The sequence below is a fragment of the Bacillus horti genome, assembly GCF_030813115.1.
Lineage (GTDB): Bacteria > Bacillota > Bacilli > Caldalkalibacillales > JCM-10596 > Bacillus_CH > Bacillus_CH horti.
This window is the reverse complement of record NZ_JAUSTY010000022.1, coordinates 37,245-58,037: the sequence shown is the minus strand read 5'-3', so window position 1 is coordinate 58,037 and position 20,793 is coordinate 37,245. Positions and strand designations below refer to the sequence as shown.

The 20,793-nt window shown below is 37.7% G+C and carries 21 protein-coding genes and 1 riboswitch; of the genes, 6 read left to right on the top strand and 15 right to left on the bottom strand.

Annotation, left to right across the window (positions count from 1 at the left end):
* Positions 1-421 precede the first annotated feature (421 nt).
* The 5 genes from J2S11_RS19260 to J2S11_RS19240 all read right to left on the bottom strand — a co-directional run bounded on the left by J2S11_RS19260 (position 422) and on the right by J2S11_RS19240 (position 4,130).
* Positions 422-1,414: a hypothetical protein gene (locus J2S11_RS19260; RefSeq protein WP_307397402.1), complete on the bottom strand. Its 993-nt coding sequence runs from the start codon at positions 1,412-1,414 to the stop codon at positions 422-424.
* Between the two features lie 76 nt (positions 1,415-1,490).
* Positions 1,491-1,916: a hypothetical protein gene (locus tag J2S11_RS19255; protein ID WP_307397400.1), complete on the bottom strand. Its 426-nt coding sequence runs from the start codon at positions 1,914-1,916 to the stop codon at positions 1,491-1,493.
* Between the two features lie 140 nt (positions 1,917-2,056).
* Positions 2,057-2,323 (bottom strand): nucleotide-binding protein, encoded by a 267-nt coding sequence (locus tag J2S11_RS19250; protein ID WP_307397399.1) that lies wholly within the window; start codon positions 2,321-2,323, stop codon positions 2,057-2,059.
* Positions 2,324-3,021: 698 nt separating this feature from the next.
* On the bottom strand, positions 3,022-3,213 hold the full coding sequence (locus J2S11_RS19245) for a VanZ family protein (RefSeq protein WP_307397397.1): 192 nt from the start codon (positions 3,211-3,213) through the stop codon (positions 3,022-3,024).
* Between the two features lie 314 nt (positions 3,214-3,527).
* A complete protein-coding gene (locus J2S11_RS19240) occupies positions 3,528-4,130 on the bottom strand; it encodes a hypothetical protein (RefSeq protein WP_307397395.1) in 603 nt (200 codons plus the stop codon).
* Positions 4,131-4,554: 424 nt separating this feature from the next.
* Between J2S11_RS19240 and J2S11_RS19235 the strand changes: the two genes are divergently transcribed.
* Entirely contained in the window at positions 4,555-5,703 is a 1,149-nt protein-coding gene (locus J2S11_RS19235; RefSeq protein ID WP_307397445.1) for an AimR family lysis-lysogeny pheromone receptor, read from the top strand.
* Positions 5,669-5,806, top strand: a complete 138-nt coding sequence (locus J2S11_RS19230) for a hypothetical protein (RefSeq protein ID WP_307397393.1) — start codon at positions 5,669-5,671, stop codon at positions 5,804-5,806. Before J2S11_RS19235 ends, J2S11_RS19230 begins: the two co-directional genes overlap by 35 nt.
* Positions 5,807-6,684: 878 nt before the next feature.
* Here the strand turns inward: J2S11_RS19230 and J2S11_RS19225 are convergent.
* The 3 genes from J2S11_RS19225 to J2S11_RS19215 all read right to left on the bottom strand — a co-directional run bounded on the left by J2S11_RS19225 (position 6,685) and on the right by J2S11_RS19215 (position 11,075).
* The gene (locus J2S11_RS19225; RefSeq protein ID WP_307397391.1) at positions 6,685-7,719 is read right to left on the bottom strand and encodes a cysteine peptidase family C39 domain-containing protein; all 1,035 of its coding nucleotides are present in this window, start codon (positions 7,717-7,719) and stop codon (positions 6,685-6,687) included.
* A complete protein-coding gene (locus J2S11_RS19220; protein WP_307397389.1) occupies positions 7,716-8,399 on the bottom strand; it encodes an ABC transporter ATP-binding protein in 684 nt (227 codons plus the stop codon). The genes J2S11_RS19225 and J2S11_RS19220 overlap by 4 nt, the downstream gene beginning before the upstream one ends.
* 69 nt (positions 8,400-8,468) lie before the next feature.
* Entirely contained in the window at positions 8,469-11,075 is a 2,607-nt protein-coding gene (locus tag J2S11_RS19215) for an FtsX-like permease family protein (protein ID WP_307397387.1), read from the bottom strand.
* Positions 11,076-11,390: 315 nt separating this feature from the next.
* Between J2S11_RS19215 and J2S11_RS19210 the strand changes: the two genes are divergently transcribed.
* Both J2S11_RS19210 and J2S11_RS19205 read left to right on the top strand, forming a co-directional pair.
* Complete coding sequence (locus tag J2S11_RS19210; protein ID WP_307397386.1) at positions 11,391-11,696, top strand: YtpI family protein; 306 nt, start codon at positions 11,391-11,393, stop codon at positions 11,694-11,696.
* A 366-nt stretch (positions 11,697-12,062) separates the two neighbouring features.
* Complete coding sequence (locus tag J2S11_RS19205; RefSeq protein WP_307397384.1) at positions 12,063-12,758, top strand: sortase domain-containing protein; 696 nt, start codon at positions 12,063-12,065, stop codon at positions 12,756-12,758.
* Between the two features lie 71 nt (positions 12,759-12,829).
* Here the strand turns inward: J2S11_RS19205 and J2S11_RS19200 are convergent, their stop codons facing one another.
* The 6 genes from J2S11_RS19200 to J2S11_RS19175 form a co-directional block, all read right to left on the bottom strand.
* Positions 12,830-13,483, bottom strand: a complete 654-nt coding sequence (locus tag J2S11_RS19200; protein ID WP_307397382.1) for a class D sortase — start codon at positions 13,481-13,483, stop codon at positions 12,830-12,832.
* A gap of 109 nt (positions 13,484-13,592) precedes the next feature.
* Positions 13,593-14,561 (bottom strand): hypothetical protein, encoded by a 969-nt coding sequence (locus J2S11_RS19195; protein WP_307397379.1) that lies wholly within the window; start codon positions 14,559-14,561, stop codon positions 13,593-13,595.
* A gap of 140 nt (positions 14,562-14,701) precedes the next feature.
* Positions 14,702-15,553, bottom strand: a complete 852-nt coding sequence (locus J2S11_RS19190) for a TasA family protein (RefSeq protein WP_307397378.1) — start codon at positions 15,551-15,553, stop codon at positions 14,702-14,704.
* 115 nt (positions 15,554-15,668) lie between these two features.
* Positions 15,669-16,322, bottom strand: a complete 654-nt coding sequence (locus J2S11_RS19185; protein ID WP_307397375.1) for a TasA family protein — start codon at positions 16,320-16,322, stop codon at positions 15,669-15,671.
* A gap of 92 nt (positions 16,323-16,414) precedes the next feature.
* Positions 16,415-16,975 (bottom strand): signal peptidase I SipW, encoded by a 561-nt coding sequence (sipW, locus tag J2S11_RS19180; RefSeq protein ID WP_307397373.1) that lies wholly within the window; start codon positions 16,973-16,975, stop codon positions 16,415-16,417.
* A 52-nt stretch (positions 16,976-17,027) separates the two neighbouring features.
* Positions 17,028-18,026, bottom strand: a complete 999-nt coding sequence (locus J2S11_RS19175; protein WP_307397372.1) for a hypothetical protein — start codon at positions 18,024-18,026, stop codon at positions 17,028-17,030.
* 459 nt (positions 18,027-18,485) lie between these two features.
* Positions 18,486-18,569, top strand: a riboswitch (cyclic di-GMP riboswitch).
* A gap of 18 nt (positions 18,570-18,587) precedes the next feature.
* On the opposite strand from J2S11_RS19175, the gene J2S11_RS19170 reads away from it, so the two are divergent.
* Together J2S11_RS19170 and J2S11_RS19165 are read left to right on the top strand one after the other, a co-directional pair.
* Positions 18,588-18,743, top strand: coding sequence for an anti-repressor SinI family protein (locus J2S11_RS19170; RefSeq protein ID WP_307397370.1), 156 nt, complete (start codon positions 18,588-18,590; stop codon positions 18,741-18,743).
* A 234-nt stretch (positions 18,744-18,977) separates the two neighbouring features.
* On the top strand, positions 18,978-19,298 hold the full coding sequence (locus tag J2S11_RS19165; RefSeq protein WP_307397368.1) for a helix-turn-helix domain-containing protein: 321 nt from the start codon (positions 18,978-18,980) through the stop codon (positions 19,296-19,298).
* A gap of 183 nt (positions 19,299-19,481) precedes the next feature.
* Here J2S11_RS19165 and J2S11_RS19160 read toward each other — a convergent pair whose 3' ends face one another.
* The gene (locus tag J2S11_RS19160) at positions 19,482-20,789 is read right to left on the bottom strand and encodes a DRTGG domain-containing protein (protein WP_307397366.1); all 1,308 of its coding nucleotides are present in this window, start codon (positions 20,787-20,789) and stop codon (positions 19,482-19,484) included.
* Positions 20,790-20,793: the final 4 nt, after the last annotated feature.

Here is a 20,793-nt window from a genome sequence, read left to right as displayed (position 1 = left end):
TTATCCTTTTTATACACTTTAAGGATATATATAGACTACTGAGGCGCATAAAATGATTCAAATTCTTTTTTTCGGGTCAATAGGTTTATCGTACCTCTTTGGTTCAGAGATTTTTATGGTATATCCTTCTAATATATTGAAATATTCCTAAAAAAATGCACAACTGAATCCCAAATACTTGTTTGTCTCGTTCCAAATAGCATCAGGATGATTAACTTAGTCATTCTGTATATGATGGAATTAATACAAGAACCATAATTGCCCTAAATATTGGGAGTATTTAGACCGTATTACTAATGTATGATATATAAATAGCTATGATCTACCCTTTCATTTTAGTAGAAGGGTAGATCTAACTCCGTTTTAATCAAGGCATATGTAAAATTCTAGTTTGGATATATTCGCTTGATTTAAAAAGATATTAATTTCCTACTGTAAAATTAGCCGTCCAAGACCATCTATCCCCTATCCCAATTCCACTAAACGAAATCCCTGCTATCCCAATACTGACAGATAGTGTACCCGGGGTCCAAGGATGCGTGTATGCACTTGAAAGTGCTAGTTGATGCCCATCTAGTGATTTACTAACAAGAACTTGTTGTTCAATATATGCATTTTGATAATCTGCCCACTCTAACAAAATATTTCCTGTCTTCAATCCAAAATTACTGCTTTCATCAACACTAAGATTAAACTCATGTAAAGTTGACCCAAAGACTAACATTCTTTTTCCATAAGCAGTTTGACCAACTGGTTGTCCATTTACTCCCCAATGCATCCCCATACTATCATAAAATACAGCAACTGGAGTATCAGACCACTCTGAATTCACCCTAAAGAGATACCTGTACTGAGTGGAGCTAAAATCTTGTAATTTTACTGCATAAGTATATGCCATCCACTTTCCATCTGAACATCCGTTATTAAATTCAGTTTCACACATTAATTCAATTTCTTGATTTTCAATAAAATTTGGTGATACTTCTAATCCTTGATTGCTCAATATTTTAAAGTCTTTTTCCTGTATATCCCTAATTTCATCAATGTTATTATTACTAACTTCGTAAATAGTACCGTCCAATGCTTGATATTCCCTAGTTAAATTTTCTGTTCCAAAGTAAACAACTTTTCCACCTAATGATAAGTGGTATTCCTTATCTTCAATTGTCATTTTGTCTACATACCATTTTGGGAAGCCCATCTGAATCAAATACTCATCCATGCTCTCATCATCTACTGAATCAAATTCCTCAATAGGAAGTAATCTTCCATCGGCATCAATGTATATGTCTAAACCACTCTCTAACTTTATATTAATTGGAGTGTCCATAGTAGCACTAATTCCAGTTTGAAATGATAGAAAAACAGTAACTATTATTGTTGTTACTAATGATAAATATAGAAATCTTCTCATTAAATTCACCTTCTTTGTTAGAATTTTATAAAAAATTGATGTAGAGGAATTCAAATTATACTAAATTCCCCCCTTTCTAAGGTTTTTCCTCTATCATGATCAATTTTTTTCCAAAAAAATTTAAAAAGAGAAAATCAAAATAGTCATACTTTATTATGTACATTTTATTTATTTCCAATATTTCATACAAATCCTTGTCTTTAACATCAAATGTAGAATAGTTTCCTCTGTAAACTATCGATTTTGGAACATTTATAATAAAATCGAGCAACACTTCATCCTCCAATATATAAGCAACAAGTATATGATTATTTTCATTATCTATACTCAACAATCTCACATGTTCATAAGCTACAGTATAACTGTCAGATATATAAAACATCAGAATTATTATTAATACTAGTAAAATAAAATAAATTTTTTTTCTAGTAGAATTCATTTTTTCACCAATTTCAGTTTGTTTTTCAAATAATTTATCATATTTATAATTATTTGTAAACATATATTTTACATTTTTTTATTTTTTGAATTTTAGTTAACATATTGTATCCAAATATATCAAGTTTAATTAATGATTGCTCACATTTTGTAATAAAGGATATTAATTGGTGCCGGCGTACAGAGGAGGGAAATAAGAGAGTTTTACCTTGCATCATAGCAAACAGCTTGATCTAAAGTAAATATCTGCTGTTCAGGGTGTGCGTAAATGGAATAAATCAATCGTGAAAATGGATCAGCATCTTCTCGTTGAAATAATGGATACATAGAACACAATTCTTCAAGGTTTAAATAAAGGGTACGATAGTCTTGATTGGATAAAAGTACGCATAAATTTAATGCTAGTGTTGTTTTACCTACTCCTCCTACGGGTGAAAAAATAGAAATAACTCGTGTTTGTAATCGCTCCATATCATAGCTTACAGAGTTTCCTCTATGCTGTATTTAGTCAGAGATATTTTGAAATAGCAGGGTGAAGGGCTGATATCTGTAAACGGAGTATAGGTCGGTTGTATCAAAAGGGATATGGTGCTCTAGTAGCTTAATCACCAGCGTGGAGGTAGATAAAGAATCAATCTGAGTGAGTAAATCCTGATGCACGATCAGTATGTCTGGAATTTGATCAGTTAAGATGTGAGTAATTTGTTAGCTTCTGTAAAACTCTTCATGATGTATTTGTGGGCATAAGAGCACTGGTCTGGACATACCGGATGAGGTAGTTCAGGTACTCTTGATCGGAATCAGCGATTCTTCATGACTTCACCTACATTTCAACCTTATAGGTTTATATGGTCATAAATAGTAAGAATTTCCTGCATGAAATCCAACTTTTCTACTAAACTAGTTATATCCTAGCATATCAAAAAACAGAATATTGTCGAAATTTGTCCGGGAAATTGATTATTTTTAAAATAAATATATTGAGTAACGATTCTTTCGACCTATGTAGCCCTATTTTAATGCAAAAAAAAAGAGAGAAAAAATCTCTTTTTCATAATTTGCAATGACGAAAGAAAGCATTGCCAAGTGTATTAATTGAATTCAATTTACCAACAGAAATTTTTACCGTAGGCTTTCACCGGTCTTCTGTGGAATTTTTATATATTTACTTAGAACTTTCGCAGTTCTATAACTCCCCCTAAAGTATTTAATATTAAATCATCTACGTTAAATGCTCTTCCATATAACCAGCCAAAGTTGGTCGAAATAAGTTGGACAAATTCAATCGTTAAGCTCGAGCAAAAAATAACAACAGTGGCCTTTTTTACAGAGTTCCATTTAAATAAAAGGGCTAAATACACTCCTAAGGAACAAGCAGCATGATATTAAGAAATGATAATCTGAAAGGGTTCAAGAAAGCTCTATCCAAACCATTTTGGCTGTAAATTTGAGCTAAATTATTGATGAAATAGAACGGATAAGTCTGTACAGCTACAACTCTATTTTCCAATGGTGGTATGTATATCCCGCCTAGTCTAAAGTGAGCAACCATAACCAGGTAAAATAAAAAACTATAGAACACAAGCCTATATATTATATTTTTAAATCTGTTAAAAAGTAAGTCTATCATTACATACAACTAACAACATTAGCCCAATAAACGCACTTGGAATATTTAGGGTAATAAATCACTTTTCACTTCTTCTAAAAGATCATTTATATTCTCAATAAGATCAGCTATACTCGTCATGGAATGTTTGTCACTAACTTGATTAGGAAAGGCAAATACATTATATAAATTTAAATCTGAGTTAGTCGACCTATATTCAGTAGAACCAGCATGAAGAATTAAATGACTTACTAAATCTAATTTTGTACCTAACTCCTCAATATCTAAATCTACTTGATCATCCTGGAAAACCTGTTGGATGTCACTCAATAAATCATTTACGCTGTTATGAACATCGAAAAGTTGATTAACAAATGCTTCGCTGTACACCTGTTTTAAATACTCTATGGCGTCATTTCGAAATACTTGAAAGAATGAATCTCTTTGAGTTGCAACGAAATACCCTGTAAAGAGATTAGTTAATGCTTGTTTATCTTTCAAATTTTCCTTAATCAATTGAAGGAAAGTGGCATGGGATTCTAATCTCTCCGTCCAATGGTAACTAATCATTTGTTTATCCAAGTCAAAATTTTGTTCAGAATCACTATGGTAAGTGCAGCCAGCGATAAAAAGTAAAATTGGAATAAAGACCACGATTAATTTTTGCAAAGAGTCTCCTCCTCCTAAATATTTTATAAAGGATGATTATACTAAAGAATTTCCCTATCATAAAGATTGTCTTCTATCTTCTAAGAAAGCACTAACTGTTCCATTTGCACATAAAGTTCATCTATCCAGAAGCCATATCCCCTTGTATCCCCGGCTCTTTAGATAATAGTATACTTCCATATCTCTGCCCATCTCCGATTTGATTTAGCTCTTTAGTATGTTCTTCCCTACAAATTAAGACATAGATATTGTTGTCTATTTCTTTAAAATTCTACAAAACAATTAATTTTGCAATTTTCTATAAAATATTTGACTCAACTTAGCCTTTGGGGTAAGCTTATCATAGATTGGAATATTTTGTGATAAGGGGGAAGGTAGTGTGCTGCAAGAGAGAATTTTGCAAACTCTTGATCATCTAGACAACATGGATCAGCGCAAACTATCACGAGTTGCCAACACAACGGAATCAACCATTTCTCGTTTTTTACACGGACACGGGGAAATGAGATTTGAATCCGTGTTAAGAATAGTAAAGTATTTGTACCCTAACGACCAAGTGAACATTATGGGAGAGTATATTTTAACCCAACGATCTAGAAATGCTAGACATGGTTTAGAATATTGCTCTAACAACCAATTGTGGGCAGAGTTTGATTACCTAATTGAGCTTCTTTCCAACTCTTCGAATCCCGCTGATAGAGAGTGGGCTCGAATGTATAGTCTTATTAAGATGAGGAAGGACGCAAAGCTTCCCTCTATTAAGCTATTAAGTGAAGTCGAAGAATTTAAACCGAGAGAAGTTGAAATGAGGGTATTAAAGTCTATTTTAAAAGGCTTAATCTACTTTGATCTCGGAGAGAATAAATCAATCCTCCTTCACAATCAAGATACTCATGAACAAATTGAAGAGATTAGAAGTGATTATATTCAGGCTTCTTATTCTGTTAGATTAGGGTTACTTTCTTTCGCTGTCCATCTATTTTCATATAACCTTGAAAAAGCAAGACAATCTTGCTATTCCATTATTGGACAAGATTTTATTGAGCATGTTAAAGCTGCTGCCTACATAAATTTATCGCAAACATATTTATTTTCTAATTACCAATTGGCTTTGGAGTATTCTAAAAGAAGTATTGATGTTGCCATTACATTTAGCCATTCAAATTATTTAAAAATGGCAAACCTAAACCACTCTTTCTTAAACTCATTCTATGGAATTGATTTCGAGTTCACACAACCTCTTGATGACCATCAGACTCTTGCTAATTATATTTTTTACCTTATTAATAAAGGTGATATTTCACTTGCTCAAGGCTACTTAGAAGAAATTGACATAAATAGCTTGACAGATTGGGATAAAGGATTTTATTTTTATTATAAGGGATTAATAGATGAAGATGTGAGTACATTCTATAAATCAGTAGACTCTTTTGTTAGTGCAGATAACTACTTTTTTATTCATCTTCCTTTATTAAAACTACAAAAGCTAGGCGAAAGTGAAGAAGCCCTAAAAATCCTATCGAAAAGGGGACTTATCTATGAAGAAAATTCTAACTCTCATGTTGACTTCTAGTTTGGTATTTTTTGTTATTTTTTCTGGTGCAACAGAAGTTTTAGGTAACCCTGCAGGCCCTGTTGTTGATATTAATAGTGTTAAAAGTGGACATAACATTTAATTTACTACTAGATGAAAGTGAAGAAGCCCTAAAAATTCTATCGAAAAGAGGATCTATTTATAAAGAAGATCTTAACTCTCGTGGACTAGTAGCTTGGTATTTTGTATAGTTTTTTCTGGTTCAATCGAAGTGTTGGCAGGTCCAGGAGGAATAGGTGTTGATACTAACAGTGTTAAAAGAGAATTTACCATCACTAGCCCTACAAAATTAAATGTTAATAATAGCGGTGCATCAGTATTAGGTAGTCCAGGTGGAGCAATAGTTGGCAAGTACATCACAGAAGATAAGCAAAACATCTAATGTATATAGATTATGGGAGTCTCTAACCACGTTAGGTTATAGAGGCTCCCATTTCTTATTGAAAAATAGAAAGAAAGAATTAATTAAGCTAGATAATTTTTAATAAAGATATTAATATATAACGTCTACTTTAGAAAAATGTTATATGATTGAATCATACAATAGAATAGGTTTCTCAAGGGTGGTCTAGGCTCACTTACTCCTTTTTGGAGGAGGTGATGCTTTTATGCTGACAACATTTGAAACGATCTGTCTTATGATCTCTTTCGGAGCGTTAGTCGCTATATTGGCAAACAACGCAAAAAAATAGACCCCCTTGAGGCAACAAGTGTTGTGGGTCTATTTTCTCAAAACCGAGCCTAGCCTCCAAAGAGGCCAACTATTGTATGTGGAGGGTGTTAGCGCACCCTCTTTTGTTATTGTACTCAAAAATCCTTAAAGAAATTCAAAATAACGCATTCGTTATTTTTAGTATAGTATTTTATGAGTAATTAGTCAAAAGTAATAAGTAATTCGAATGGAAATCATTTTACTTATTTAATTTCTATTCTTCATGACGATGCTCTCAAATAAAATATCTACTCTTCAACCCGAGCCAACGCTTCAGCTAATCCCGGGAAATCAGGGCTTCTTTCGTTTAAAAATTGTAACGTAGTACGAGCCAATTCCATTCGATCGTTCTCTAAGGCAAGTACCCCAACATGATAGATCGTATCATCCCTGTACATGGGAAGCTGTGCAACAGAGAGGTTCATCTTTGACATAGCTTCTAACGCTTGCTCGTCATCGCCTTTTATTACAGGTAGCATAAAGTTAATCTCCGCATACAGAATAGGGCTATAGCTTATTTCCTCAACATATGGCTCAACTAACTCGGGCTGTGGATCATAAAACGTGTAATACAACACATAGAATCTGATATAAGCATCGTCCTGCTCAAACAAATTCTCTTTCTCAATCCTTTCAATAGCTTGGCCCAATAGCTCTGAGTCATCCTTCAAATATATATCTCTTATGTATAAAAGGAAGTAGTAATCTGAATCAAGCTCTGTTAACCCTTCCTCATACATAAAGAGCTTAACTTCCTTCTCTTCATACGAATTCATTCTTTCTATCGAGACACTTCTCTCATTCATATTAGGTAAGTGGTAATAGAACAAAGAGTCATCATCGTATCCATAAAAAACAGTCTGCGCCTCCATACCACCACTTAAAGGAAATACAGCTAAAACAGGATGTCCTTCATCTATCTGTCGTTTAATATCCTCTGTGCCTCCATACATTGGGAGAATAGGTTTGCCTTTAGAAAGCATGATTTCTAAGTAGTCAATATAAGAGGAATATCCTGTTTCAGGAACATTAAATATTTGTGCTCGTTCTGATTGATCAAAGACACTATCATAATAATGACTTAGCCTCTCTAAGCCCTGTAATAGGAGATCAGACTCTTGAATGGTAGGGTTTGCTTCAACTAACTTTTTAGGGTTATCAATCAGAAATTCAGGTAGTTCCTCAGTGGTCTCCTCTATTTGAACAGGTTTAGGGTTACAACCTACTAATAGCAGCATAGTCAGGATAAAGCTAAAAACAACGGTGTGCCTTATAAAAGTCACGTTAGAATCCTCCGATCATGACTAACAATCTGTCCGTCCAAGATGCTGATTTTCTGCTCTGCACGCTCTGCTAGGTTAAGATCATGTGTAATCATGACTACAGTCCCTCCATCCTTTTGATGAAAGTCCTCTAAGAGCTGTATAATCTTCATCCCATTTTCACTATCTAAATTACCTGTTGGTTCATCAGCTAGAATCACTTTGGGCTCAGTAATAAATGCTCTAGCTATAGCAACACGCTGTTGCTCACCGCCAGACAAACGTGAAGGGAGATGATCCAAGCGATCACCTAGCCCCACTCTTTCTAGAACGGCAGCCGCTTTATCTCTAAGTGTTTTAGAGGATGTAAAGTTAAGTAAAGGCATCATCACATTCTCTAGGGCAGACGCAGTAGGTAGCAATTGAAACTGTTGGAAGACAAAGCCGATCTGTTCACGTCTAATACGAGCCAATTCCTTATCTTTTAGCTGATGAATAGGTTCTTCATCCACCCACACCTCGCCTTGGTCGATTTCTTCTAATCCTCCAATGATATGAAATAATGTTGACTTGCCTGAACCAGATGGGCCTACTATTGTAGCATATGAGCCTTCTTCTAATTCCAAGGATACCCCATTTAACGCATTGATTTGGTTATCTCCAACCTTATAGCTTTTGACAACATCCTTTAACCTGATCATTACTCCTCCCCCTTCTGTGCAAGACCTACTCATATCGTTTAAAGCTTTGACAATCTTGAACACTCGTTGTTACAACTCACTCCCCAACTTAGACCGCTTAACCCACCCAAATATTAACCAGGTAAAACAAATAAGCATTGCTAAAGGAACGACTATGGAAATAAATGCTACCCATACAGGCAGCCATAAAGAAGAGAAATAAGTGAGTATGGCGTATCCAATGATCGTCCCAAGTGCTCCACCAAGCATACCGATCACACCGGACTCAACTAATAGATACAATCTCAATTTATCTAGTGACCATCCTATAGAACGCAACAGATAGAACTCTTTTTTCCTTTCTAATAAATTGAGTAGCAATAACAGCCCAACAACCGCTAGTGTAAATAAAATCCCAAACCCTAAGAAATAGAACTGATGTGTACTTAATTGTAGATCTACTATTTCCCCTAAAAAAGATAGGAATAGAAAGTCTGAAAGACTTTGTTGTGTAGCCACAAATAATAGCACCATTAACGTACTTAATACAATACTCAGGATCATTAAGCCAAAGCGTAGAGGTCTTCTCAGTAATTGATGGAATATAAAGCCCCACACCCCCGAAATAGGGAAAAGACGTTTTGTAGAACTTGATCCTTCTCCTGCCAATCCATCACGTGGGGATGACCACAAGGACCTTCGACTTCCTGCATAATAACCTACGGTAATGATTGAGAAATTAACAAAAGCCAATCCAATTCCTTCCTGCCAGCTTATAGAAATATTCCACATTCCAGATGTAAATAGTAAGGGCACTACTGGCAGTAACGATAGAAAGACAATCTCATAGGACAGCACACTGATGATCTTGCTTCTAGTCCAACCAATCGCCCGTAACGTAGAGAACTCTATCGATCTTTTTAGCAAACTATGTGTGATAACGGTGAAGCTAAGCACAAAAATAATTACGCTCAAATAGAAGAACAACCATTTATTCGCCTCTGAAATCTGCTCTTCAATCTGCCAACTGACCCCCATTTGCTGCCAACCCTCTTCCAGAAGACCGACCTCTCCCTCTCCAGCGCCACCTAGTTGTATCTGCACTTTTCCAGCAGAAGAGCCTAGCATAATTTCCACATTATGTCCTGTACTCTCCATAATTTCATTGGCTACTTGTTCTATTTTCCTTTGACTTTCCTCACTCCTCTCATCAACTCCATGGACGACAACTCGAATGGATGAGATAGGGGGCTCATCTCTATAGACAACAGGGGCTGCTTCTAAAATAGTGATAGCATCTGGAGCACCGGAATAGTACGTATCCTTATACGGTAGAGGCAGTAATGGCCGGGGTTCTACCTCCTGACCTGCACCATCCGCCAAAATCATACTATGCTGAGGGGTATAGACATCAACCGGATCTCCAAAGCTCCACGAAGAGGCATATTGTGGGACTATTAAACTCGTATCGAAGTAACCTTGTGATAGGAATCCAAATTTCGGAAGGTGTTCAAAGGTATAATAACCATTCGGACTTTGTCTGGCCGCAAGCTCCTGTTCATTTGTTAGTACTCTGTAGGTGTAAATCGTATCTTGTTCACCAAAATACCAGCTATGTAGCTTTTCCTCCCCCTCAACATATAGAAGCGGAATGCCATCATCCTCCATCTCCAGTTGCTGATAATCAAGTGGTGAATAGTGTAAGTGTAAACGATTAGTTAGACCATAAGGAATAACATGTTCTTTTATCTGACCTTCTTGGTCAAATTTAAGTATCACCTGTTTGTACCTTAACTCAGGCGAAAATGTGTTTATATGGACGATTGAAAGAGGGGTTAACGGCATATTTTCCAATCTTTCAATCACACTATCATCTAAGAATTTCCCAAAATCCATAGATTCTGGAACTTCAAAACGTGAAATGCTGATACTTTCTTCAACCTGCAAGCCTTGATCTCTAATGAAAAATAGAGGGATGAGCGGATCTTGGGAAGACGAGTCTCTAGTTAATCTAGTTTGTAGCAAATCCTCTCCATCAACAATAGCCCCAGATAGCTTGTATAAACGATCCTCTGCCTCTGGATCTATAGCTACAACCATCATTTCATTTCTATCTCTTATATATACTCCAGGTTCAATTGAGCCCGAAGCAAGCTCGATCCCATCATCTGTGTATATAATATCTACGGAAAAAGAGAATTGGCTCTCCTCTGCAATTTCTCGATACTCCATATACCTTTTGAAACTAGAGAGACTAATATTCCTTAACCCATCAAAAGCAGTAGTTTTATGAGAAATCTCATAATATTCTCCAAGCTTTGCATCCTCATACTTAAGATCAATTGATGAATGTTCAAAATAACCTAGTATTGAAAGTGGAGCAGCCACCTCAACACCTGGTACTTGCCTAATGATCTCTAAATCCTCCATCGATATCCCACCATAGCTAGCAATGCTCGTTTGCGGTGCTACCCATCCATCACCTAATCCTTGGTATTCCTGAGCTTCCTTTGGGTAGACGAGAATATCGTATTGCCAACGCCAATGCTCATCTAAATCCTGTTGTGCCGTCATGACGATACCCTGAGTAATCATCTGTGTTCCACTATACCCCAGACCTAAAACCACAAGAATAGCACATAGTAATAAATACGTTAACCAGCGACGCTTTAGAGAAAGTACAAAATACGTTAACATCCATGAGACCCCCCTCAAATAAGTCTAGTAGGCTAAATCTATGTCTGTTCTACTTTTCTGTTTCTATCAATTTTCTTCCAATAATAAACATATTCAGTTCCTATGCTACTATATGTTTAGGTAGAACAAAGTCGAAAAATGTCACATTTGTATAATATTTATTTTCAAAAATCTGAAAATAATGCGTCATTTAATGTTCATCGTATCTGTGGATTTCAGGCGGAAAAATAGGTTACAATAGGAAGTAGAAAGTAGGCTTGGATTATTAGTGATTTTTAAGCTTGGACTTTATTTGACTTGATGGAGGTGCTAAAGGTGGATATTGTACTATTTTTTGTCGTTATTCTCGCTGCCGGGTTCTCTATTTTTTATAGCTTCAGAGGAAGAAGCTATAAGAAAAAAGGCGAATTCGATATGATGAGATTTTATACAGCCAAAACCAACATTGCGATGGGAACTATGCTCATTGCTATGGCCCTTGTTCAACTGGTCGGCTTTTACCCTGAGATTACAGGCTGGAGAATTGGGGTAGGTGTTGTTTTCCTAGCGTTAGGTTTGTTTAACTTTATTATGGGGATCAAATATCACCGTATCTTTGCTGCCAAGGTTACAAATTCATAAGATAACTAATAAGGATATACCTTGATAAAAGCCAAAAAAGCTAGTTACAGATCATACTGTAGCTAGCTTTTTCTTACAGTCTAAGAATTTATAAAATTTGATACAATGATTTCTTCAAGTTTTATGAATTCTGGCTACATGTAAAAGCTTCCTCTAATGATGGACTAGACAGCCTCTTCGAGAAGGCTTCAATAGAAGCTTTTCTTATGATAATTCTTACCCACACATCAAACATTTTTCCTGACACAAGAACATTTTGGAATGACACATAAAATAGGTTTGGCGCTTGATTCTACATGGGAATACTATATATAGAACACAAAAGCACGGATAACAAACTTTCTTGAAGAAAGGAGTACGGATCCCATGAAGAAGGTCATTCTTATTTATATCATAGGGGCGTTAATGTTTGTCCTCAGCTTTTCTATGTTTGTGTTTGGTCATTCCCTTCTTACATCTAGCTTTCAGCAGGCTGACCCTTTGCAAATGAGCCGCTCAGCTAATTACCTAGAAGGGTCGTATAACGGTGATTACAATATGGATAGCCCACATCATTTAATATTTGAGCATGATACCTTGGACGATAATGAATACTCGATCAATATTGAGGGAGCAGAGCTTTCACTTTACCATTCTAATTCCCTTCTATACCCCTCTTTACCTCAAGCGGGTCAACAGCTTGGGACATTGAAGATTGATGCTCTTTCCATTGATATCCCTGTTTATTATGATACAGCAGCAGATGAATTTATTACCCATGATAAAAACAGCGTGCTTCCCGGTGAGGCTGAGCATAGTGTTCTAATGGGGGACGGTCATTCTGTCTTAGAAAAGCTCAGCGAATTGAAAAAAGGGGAGAAAATTGTGGTTCAAACTCCATCAGGAACGTTCACCTATGCCGTCGATAGAATGTATGCCGTTCACGATGAGAATACTACTATTTCTGAATATACAGGTGAAGCCTCTCTTAGTCTTGCTGCCATTTACGACAATCCAGGTCATAACTCCTTACAGAAATATGTGGTTTATTCTGTGTTAGTAGATTACTATTTGTCTAGCTAATCGTTAATTTCAAATCTCAATATGATTACGTCTTTTCTGACTCGTACAATGCATCTCTTAATCTTTATTACTTATCTACGTGCACTGTAGTGCTCCTCCACTAATTCAGCCTGAATAATGTATCTCTTTGGTGCAGCACCGACAAAGTTAAAAGGGTAGCATGTTACAAGAGTTAGAATCGCTTTGTCCTGAGGGACAATAACACCCCGATCCTCTTTATCTACAACAAACATGTCTACAATTTCATAGGTAAAGCGACCATCGAGGGTTTCCGCAATAGCCTCTGCTCCTAGTTGTACCTTTTCAAGCTGACGAAATACCGTTTGTCTATGTCCTGACAAAACAGTTTGGTTCTGTTCTCCTGGAAAAGCACTTCCTATGTAATGACCTACACCCATTGCCAGCTCTTGATCTCCTGTACCCATAATGATTGGCACCTCAATATCGACTGAGGGTAAGCTTAGTTTCCCTATGACATCTCCTTCTTTGGCCGTTTTATATGAATTTTCCTTTTGTGTATCTTCCAAAGCCACAAGCTGAGTTAACGTAAGATCATCCTCAATTTGTGACATGTCAGCCTCTTGGAACATCGCTTCCCATTCCCTTAGAGCATCATCCATAAACTTTTGTTCCATATAAATACTCCAGCCTGCAAATCCTAGTAGAATAAAAGAAAGGCAGAATACGACAAACATGAGCTTGAAAATCAGCTTGTTTGCTTGCATATTCTCCCTCCTTTTTTACACGGTTATTTTTCGCACCATGCGCAGCTCCCAGCGCACGGTGCAAAAATATGCTTAGGTTCTAATTCCCATTTACTGCTTAAACTATTTTTTACTGTTCAAGACTATTTCCCCTGTATAGACTCCTCTTCTGAATAAGCCACATCATAGCTGCAGAAGCAACTATGCCGATAAAGGCAATTAGAAGGAGGTTATACCATGGTGAGGATGTGTTCGGCAGTCTACCACCTTCACCTGGTGGAAGATTCCCCCCTGGTGGTTGAACGGATTCGCCTGGCAATGATGAATCATTCGGATCATCAGGTGGTTCACCTGAACCTGGATCAGGTGTAGGTGTTTCAGGTCCTTGCCCTGGAGGATCTACCTCCTCTGGAGACTCAGCTGGTGGTTCGCCTTCCTCACAATTCTCTAGCTCCACACATGTTTTTGGTGGGTCTGGTCTTGGTTTTGGCGGCTCTGGACAGTCTCCTCTTTCAGCACAGTTAGTTGGTGGATTGGGTGGTCTTGGTGGATTTGGTCCAGGAGGCTCCGGGCAATCTCCACGATCCTCACACGTCTCTGGTGGTCGGTCAGGTCTAGCCTCTGCTGAAAATATAAATAGCACGACTGTTTCTAGAGCTTGATAATCATTCCCGTACTCGAAGGGGAATTTTACCGTAAGTGTTAGGGCTTCCTCCCTGGAAACTCTCAAGAACCTTGGCTCAAGTCCCGTAAACTTACTCAGCTTTCCGGCATACAGTTCTCCTGTTGAATCCTCTACTGTTAATTCTAATGCTTCATAGAACTTTTCACTTTCTTCTCCCTGCAAACCGAGAGAGGCACTCATTGTATAGAAGAAATCTCGATTCCCTTTGTTCCCAATCACAATTTCTCGTTCAGCCCAATCCCCGGGTTTAAAATTACTCACCGTAAATAAGCGACCTTCCTCAGCAGATGTGGTCAAATCTACCCTAGGCTGAGAGTCAATTGCGCTGGTTCTTTCTGGAGGTACTAGATATAACACGAGAAGAATAAATAAACAATAATAACCGACGTATTTCATGTATTTCATTTCTTTCATCCACATCCCTCACTTTAACCGTGAGATAAATTCTAAATTTACCTGAATAAATAATAAGGGTGAGGATTGCTCCCCACCACTCACATTCTGCAAGAAGACATTATGAGAAACTATTAGTAGATTTTAAGTAAAGCTATGGCTTATGGTCTACCGCTTTTTGCTCTTTCGTTGTTCTGAATATAACCGTCTGCTCCACTTCCTCTAGCACCATTACCAATATCTGAAGGCTGCACATCTATCCCTTCCCATTGTCTAGCCTCTAGGTCAAAATAGACGTTAATGCTATTCGCTTGGAACGCATTTTGGTCATACAATCCGTTAGCATTTTTACTTTCATCATCAATAAATGTGATGACCACAAGAACATCATCGTCGTCATGAGGAACAACAGGAAGTCCCGTCCATTGATCAGGATTAACGGTAGCTACATTGATTCGGTTATCCACCCAATATGCACTTGGAATGGCACCCGCCAATTTGCTTTGTGCGTTTGAACGCAATGATCCGTTTACACCATCAAGGGTAGTAGCATAATAGATATCTGACAACGTGATATTGTCACTTTCACTGATGATTTCTTTAGGGAATTCTCCTGAGCCTTCAGTTCCTACGCGGAGCACCTCGACCTGAAACTGAGATAGGAACTCTACCGCATCTGTATTTTGCGGAATAGCAGAATTATAGCTTGATGTATCGGCAGCAAAGCCATCATATTCGACTGACATGAGAACATCTTTGATCGCCAATGTACCGTTGTTTTTCATTCTAAACGTTCTTTCCATAGAGTCTCCCGGCTTTAAGTTGGAAACATTAATGAGGTGTGTAGATGTATCCGCCTTTTGTAAATCAACCACCAAATCTAGTTTACCAGCAGCAAGACTGGCACTTGCCGTCTCTATATCATTAAAGGCGGCCCAGGTTCCTCCACCAATTAAAGCAAGACCCAACGTTGCGGAAATCGCACCCATTGTTAATTTTCTTTTAATAGTCATCCTTATTCCTCCAAATCATCCCATAGATTTTGATGGCTTTCACAAGCGATGAGCAAGCTAGTACTCTAGCTGATCTACAGTAAATATCTAGTTTCACCAGATTGATCTAAACGAATTACCTAGCTTCACCAGGCATCTGAGTGGCTTCAAATACAAAGTTTAACGTCGCACCTTCACCCTGGAACCTATTTTGTTTATGTAGACGACTTCCAGGGAAGGTCTCACCGTCTTCTACAAATTCCACATGGAACGTATACGTTTCTAATCCGTTCCCTGCCGGTAAACCTACAACATCAGCAGGCGTCCCTGTTAGCTCAATAGATTGCGTACCTACGGCAGCAACTAGATCCTGTAGCGTACCAGCAAAGACAGAAGTATTTGAGCTATTGGTTACCGTTACAGAAAATTGCTGCAGAAAATCCTCTAAGGTGTTATTCCCCGCACCTGCTCCCACCTTACTATTTAGGTTGAGCTTATCGTAATCCTTCCAGCTATTCTCAACGTACACAGAATGTAAAAAGATTTGGTTGATGTCTAGCGAACCATCATTTGTTAGAGTTAGAGCTTCAGAGAACGTATCCCCCGGCTTAAGGTTACTAATTTTAAAATGTGCATCCGTATAGCCAATCCCTAAATCTAATGTACCTGAAGCAAATGTATTGCTGACCGTTTCTACATCATTAAAAGCTGCCCATGTTCCTCCTCCAATTAAAGTTAAACCTAACGCACCAGACATAATACCCATTCCTAGCTTCTTTTTCAGACTCATTATTATTCCTCCTAAAAAGCTCTAATATTATTAATTCCCTATAGAAAATAAGGAAAATTAACCGATTAAGATGTTTGTTCTTTAAAACTTGATTAATGACTTTCTGAGATTTTCTTCGCTTCTTTGTCTAGTATTTTGAATCCTTGATAAATAGATAGAATGGCATATCCTAGAAGTAAAACCCCTGGTAAAATAAGAAGCAGAACAATACCTAGCTGAGAGTTAGCAAAGTTCATCATATAACCAAGGTAAGGGATGGTGAAGCCGGTATACTGCGCCACAACATTCTGGTCCAAAACTAGCTCAGCATCCGCATAAGCGTTAGAATCACCTTGTGTTTTAAATAGATTGCCAGCCCCAGTTTCAATGACCTCAACAATTCGATGGGTAACTAAGGTACGTTCATCTCTTAAGAACGTAATCACATCATTAGCCTTTAGATCAGCTGTATTAATTTCAGGCTTAACAGCTATGACTGATCCAGTTTTGAAGGTAGGCTCCATAGACCCTGAAAGAACAATTTTAAACTCGTTTCCAAATAGGCTAGGTTCTCCACCAGATGCCTTAGAAATAACCACAATCATAATCATGAGGCAAAGCACGGCAAATAGTAGAATGTTAATGGTCGTGCTTAGTAAACGTTTAATTTTCATTTTTCACCATCCCTTCTCAGACAGGAAGTATAAGGTTGTTCTCTCTCTAGGGTTACTCAGCTTCTTTCTCCTTGCTCGGCGGGCTATCCAGAGTGTCCGTTTCACCCACGGTTTTCTCATCCTGTTGTTCTTCCGTTTCATCATTTACAGGATTCTGCTCTTGCTCTTGTTCATCCGTATCTGAAGACTCATTACCTGCATCATGATCATTCGGTTCATCTACAGGCTGATCATCACTCTGCTCATTTTCATCTTCGTTAGAATCATCATCCTGCCCATCACTGGCTTCGTCAGATTCTTCGTTCTGTTCCTCTTTGTTTTCATCAGACTCTTCATCTGTTTCTTGTTTATCTTCTTCTCCTGGTTCCTCAGGCTCTGAGCCTTCTACAGGATCTTCACCAGCTTTTATCCGTTCAAGCTCTTCTCTAGTTAATTCACCATTAATAAATAAGAGCAATTGATGGGTATCAACTAATCCTTGAGAGAGAGCGAGTAAATCTTCATCTGTCAAAAGTCCATTGGCGTATGCTTCTAAAATGGCTGGATCTAAATTATCAGGCAGACCAGTGCTTGGTTTCTCAATCGACGGTTGTAGATCAACAAAAATGCTGCCACTCCATAACATTTCTTCATCCGAAAGAGGTATATTAAATCCGTAGTTTCCTGTTTGTGCAGGAATAGCTATTATGGTGTACTGTTCTCCTGCTCCCAGCGCTGGAATAGATTCTGTTTCTACAAGCACACCTTCTAATGGCTCACCGTCCTCAGACCAATGCAGCTCATAAGGAATGGATTCACTCATTTCGACAGATTCACTCTGATTCATGATTACGGCATAAATTTGAATAGAATCATCCACTTCTTTTAGTCCTAGATCTATAAAAGCTAGCTGTGCATTCTCTAAGCCCTTAAGATCCTCCTCCCACTGCACTTGAATCGTTCCTAAACTCGTCTCAATATCGTTATGTAATGCAGTAGTAGGGGCTACAAATTGAGAAAAGCAAACCAGAAGCAGGTAACTAATAATCCACATTTTTAAAAATAAGATCATGGATACTCTCTTAACTTTTTCTACACCCCTAATTCTATAGCGATGAACCCTTGTTCTTCTTATTCCTCTCCCCTCCTTCTCACCATACAGGAGCGATTGTAAAATAAACTGCCAAACGTTCTTTATAAAGAACACAAATAAAGTATATACCCCGATAAATAAAAGAAAAAACACTAATTTCAACTAAAATTCGTTATAAAGAACAATAAACCTCTAATTTCCTAGATGTAGCTTCCTAATCCTCACTATTTTATGTTTTGAAAAGTTTCCGTTCTTTATATAGAATGATCTCAAACAAGCATGACTTTTTATCGACAGCTTTACAGGAATAAATTAAGGATTATTGTCGATACATACAATCAATTGTTGGGAAAGAAAGGTTTTTTTAGAATTTTATTGATTGGAATATTTCGAAAGAGAAGTTAATATAAAACATAGGAAGACATTTTATAGAAGCGTGCTTTGTAAAGGCAAATCTGTTGAAAAACAGGGACGCAAAGTTTCAGATCTAAGGCGCTAAGCTATGATGGCTGGACTACCAAGGCAGGTTATCTTAGGGGGTTGGAGAAAATACCTAGTAAAAAGCCTCTCTATCAAATACCTGTGAACCTCGATCGTGAATGGGTCATTCTCATGCTGGCCGCAAAGAAAATGAAACTTTCTCCAGACGAGGTACGGCAATTTCTTAGAAAGCAGCATTCTGTGCAAATAAAATAATTCTTCTTATTTTTTTTCGTTATTTTGAGAGTAAACGTATAGCGATAGAATCCTTATGGTTCGGTCGCTTTTCTTTTTGATCAAAAGTCGTGTTCATACACCGGATAAGCTACTGATTTAAAATCTAAAATTGTATGCTATAATAGAAATTATTAGCTTCGTTCATTGCATTGAACGTATGCCATCTTCCTATTTATTAAGGGTACTGCTCCGTAAGAGAGGTGAACGTAGCGCATGATCGGCAAGAAAATTCAAGCATTGCGTAAGGAAAGAGGGCTTTCCTTATCCGAGTTAGCCGACAAGGCCGATATTGCCAAGTCCTATTTAAGTTCAATAGAACGGGATATACAAAAGAATCCTTCTATACAGTTTTTAGAAAAGATTGCCGGTGTTCTAGACGTTCCGATACAAAGTCTCATTCATGAGGAGAGTGTTACTGAGGCTTTAGATCAGGAGTGGCTTGAGCTTGTAAAGGAAGCCATGGAATCAAATATAACAAAAGAGGAGTTTAAGGATTTCTTAGAGTTTACCAAATGGAAGCAGCAGCAAAAGTAAATTGCTTCTGTCATCTCCCTCTCGGAAGTGGCCTCTGAAGTCGTATATAATCTATCATTTATAGAAAAGTATTAAAAATAGCCCAACTATTACTTAGATCAACTTGATCCGTTAGATAGTTGGACTTTTTATATGGAATGAAAATACATTCCTTATTTCACAAGTACAATGACCACTTATTTTTCATCGATCGATAAGCTGAGCGGTCATAATTCCTTTGGCAATAACCGTTCCTTCATGGAACACCTCAATATCTACTTTTCCGAACTTGCGGCTAACCTCTAATAATCTTGGATGTACCTCGATAACTTGCTCAATTTGTACAGGCTTAAAGAAATATAGTGAGAGATTTTCAACTACTAGATCTCCTCGCTTGCCCCTTCTAATGGCTCTGTGACCTGCTTCTGTCATGATTGTTGTTAATGCTCCACTGGATAATGTTCCTACATCATTAATCATTTGGGGAGTGACGTCTCCACGAATATAAAAGTCATCCTCTTCATCGAACTCTTCAAAATGACCTGTAATCAGGCTTTCATACGTTTGTCCCATCTGTGGCTGTTTTTGTGTATATTGCAGAGCCTTCAATACATCCTGACGAGATATAATACCAAGCAATACTTTCTGATCGTTCACAACAGGGAGAAGCTCAATTCCCTCCCACACCATCATGTGGGCAGCAGAGGCGACAGAGGTCTTCATTGTGACACAGAGAGGATCCTTCGTCATTACCTTATCTACAAGTATAATTGTTGGATGTCCAAGAATGTCCTTAGATGTAACCATTCCCTTTATTCTGAGCTTATGATCAACAACAGGGTATCGACTATGCTTTGTTTCCTCGCTTAATTGATACCAGTCCGCAAGCTTACTCGTCGTATAGAGATAATGAGTGTTGGTGATAGAGATCAGGATATCCTCTACCATGACAATTTCTTTTTTTATAAGCCGATCGTAGATAGCACGATTAATGAGCGCAGCAACCGTAAACGAATCATAGGACGAGGAAATAACAGGTAGCTCCAGTGTATCGGCAAGCTTCTTCACCTCTGAGGTAGGCTCAAAACCACCGGTAATCAGGACAGCTGCTCCATGCTGTAAGGAAAGCTGATGAGCCTTCTTCCGATTTCCTACAATTAAAAGGCTACCCTTGTCCACATATTTCATCATTTCTTCGAGCTCCATCGCTCCTATGACAAATTTATGTAAGGATTTATGCAAGCCCTTTTGCCCTCCTACTACAGTACCGTCAACAATATTGACGACCTCAGCAAAAGTAAGCTTTTCAATGTTCTCTTTGTGCTTTTTTTCGATGCGAATCGTACCGACACGTCCGATTGTACTAACAAGGCCCTTGACCTCAGCATCCTTGATCGCTCTATAAGCGGTCCCCTCACTGACTTGGAGCTCCTTTGCTACCTGCCTAACAGAGATTTTACTGCCAACCTCTAAGGACTGAATATGGGAGATAATTAATTCGTGTTTGGTCATCGAT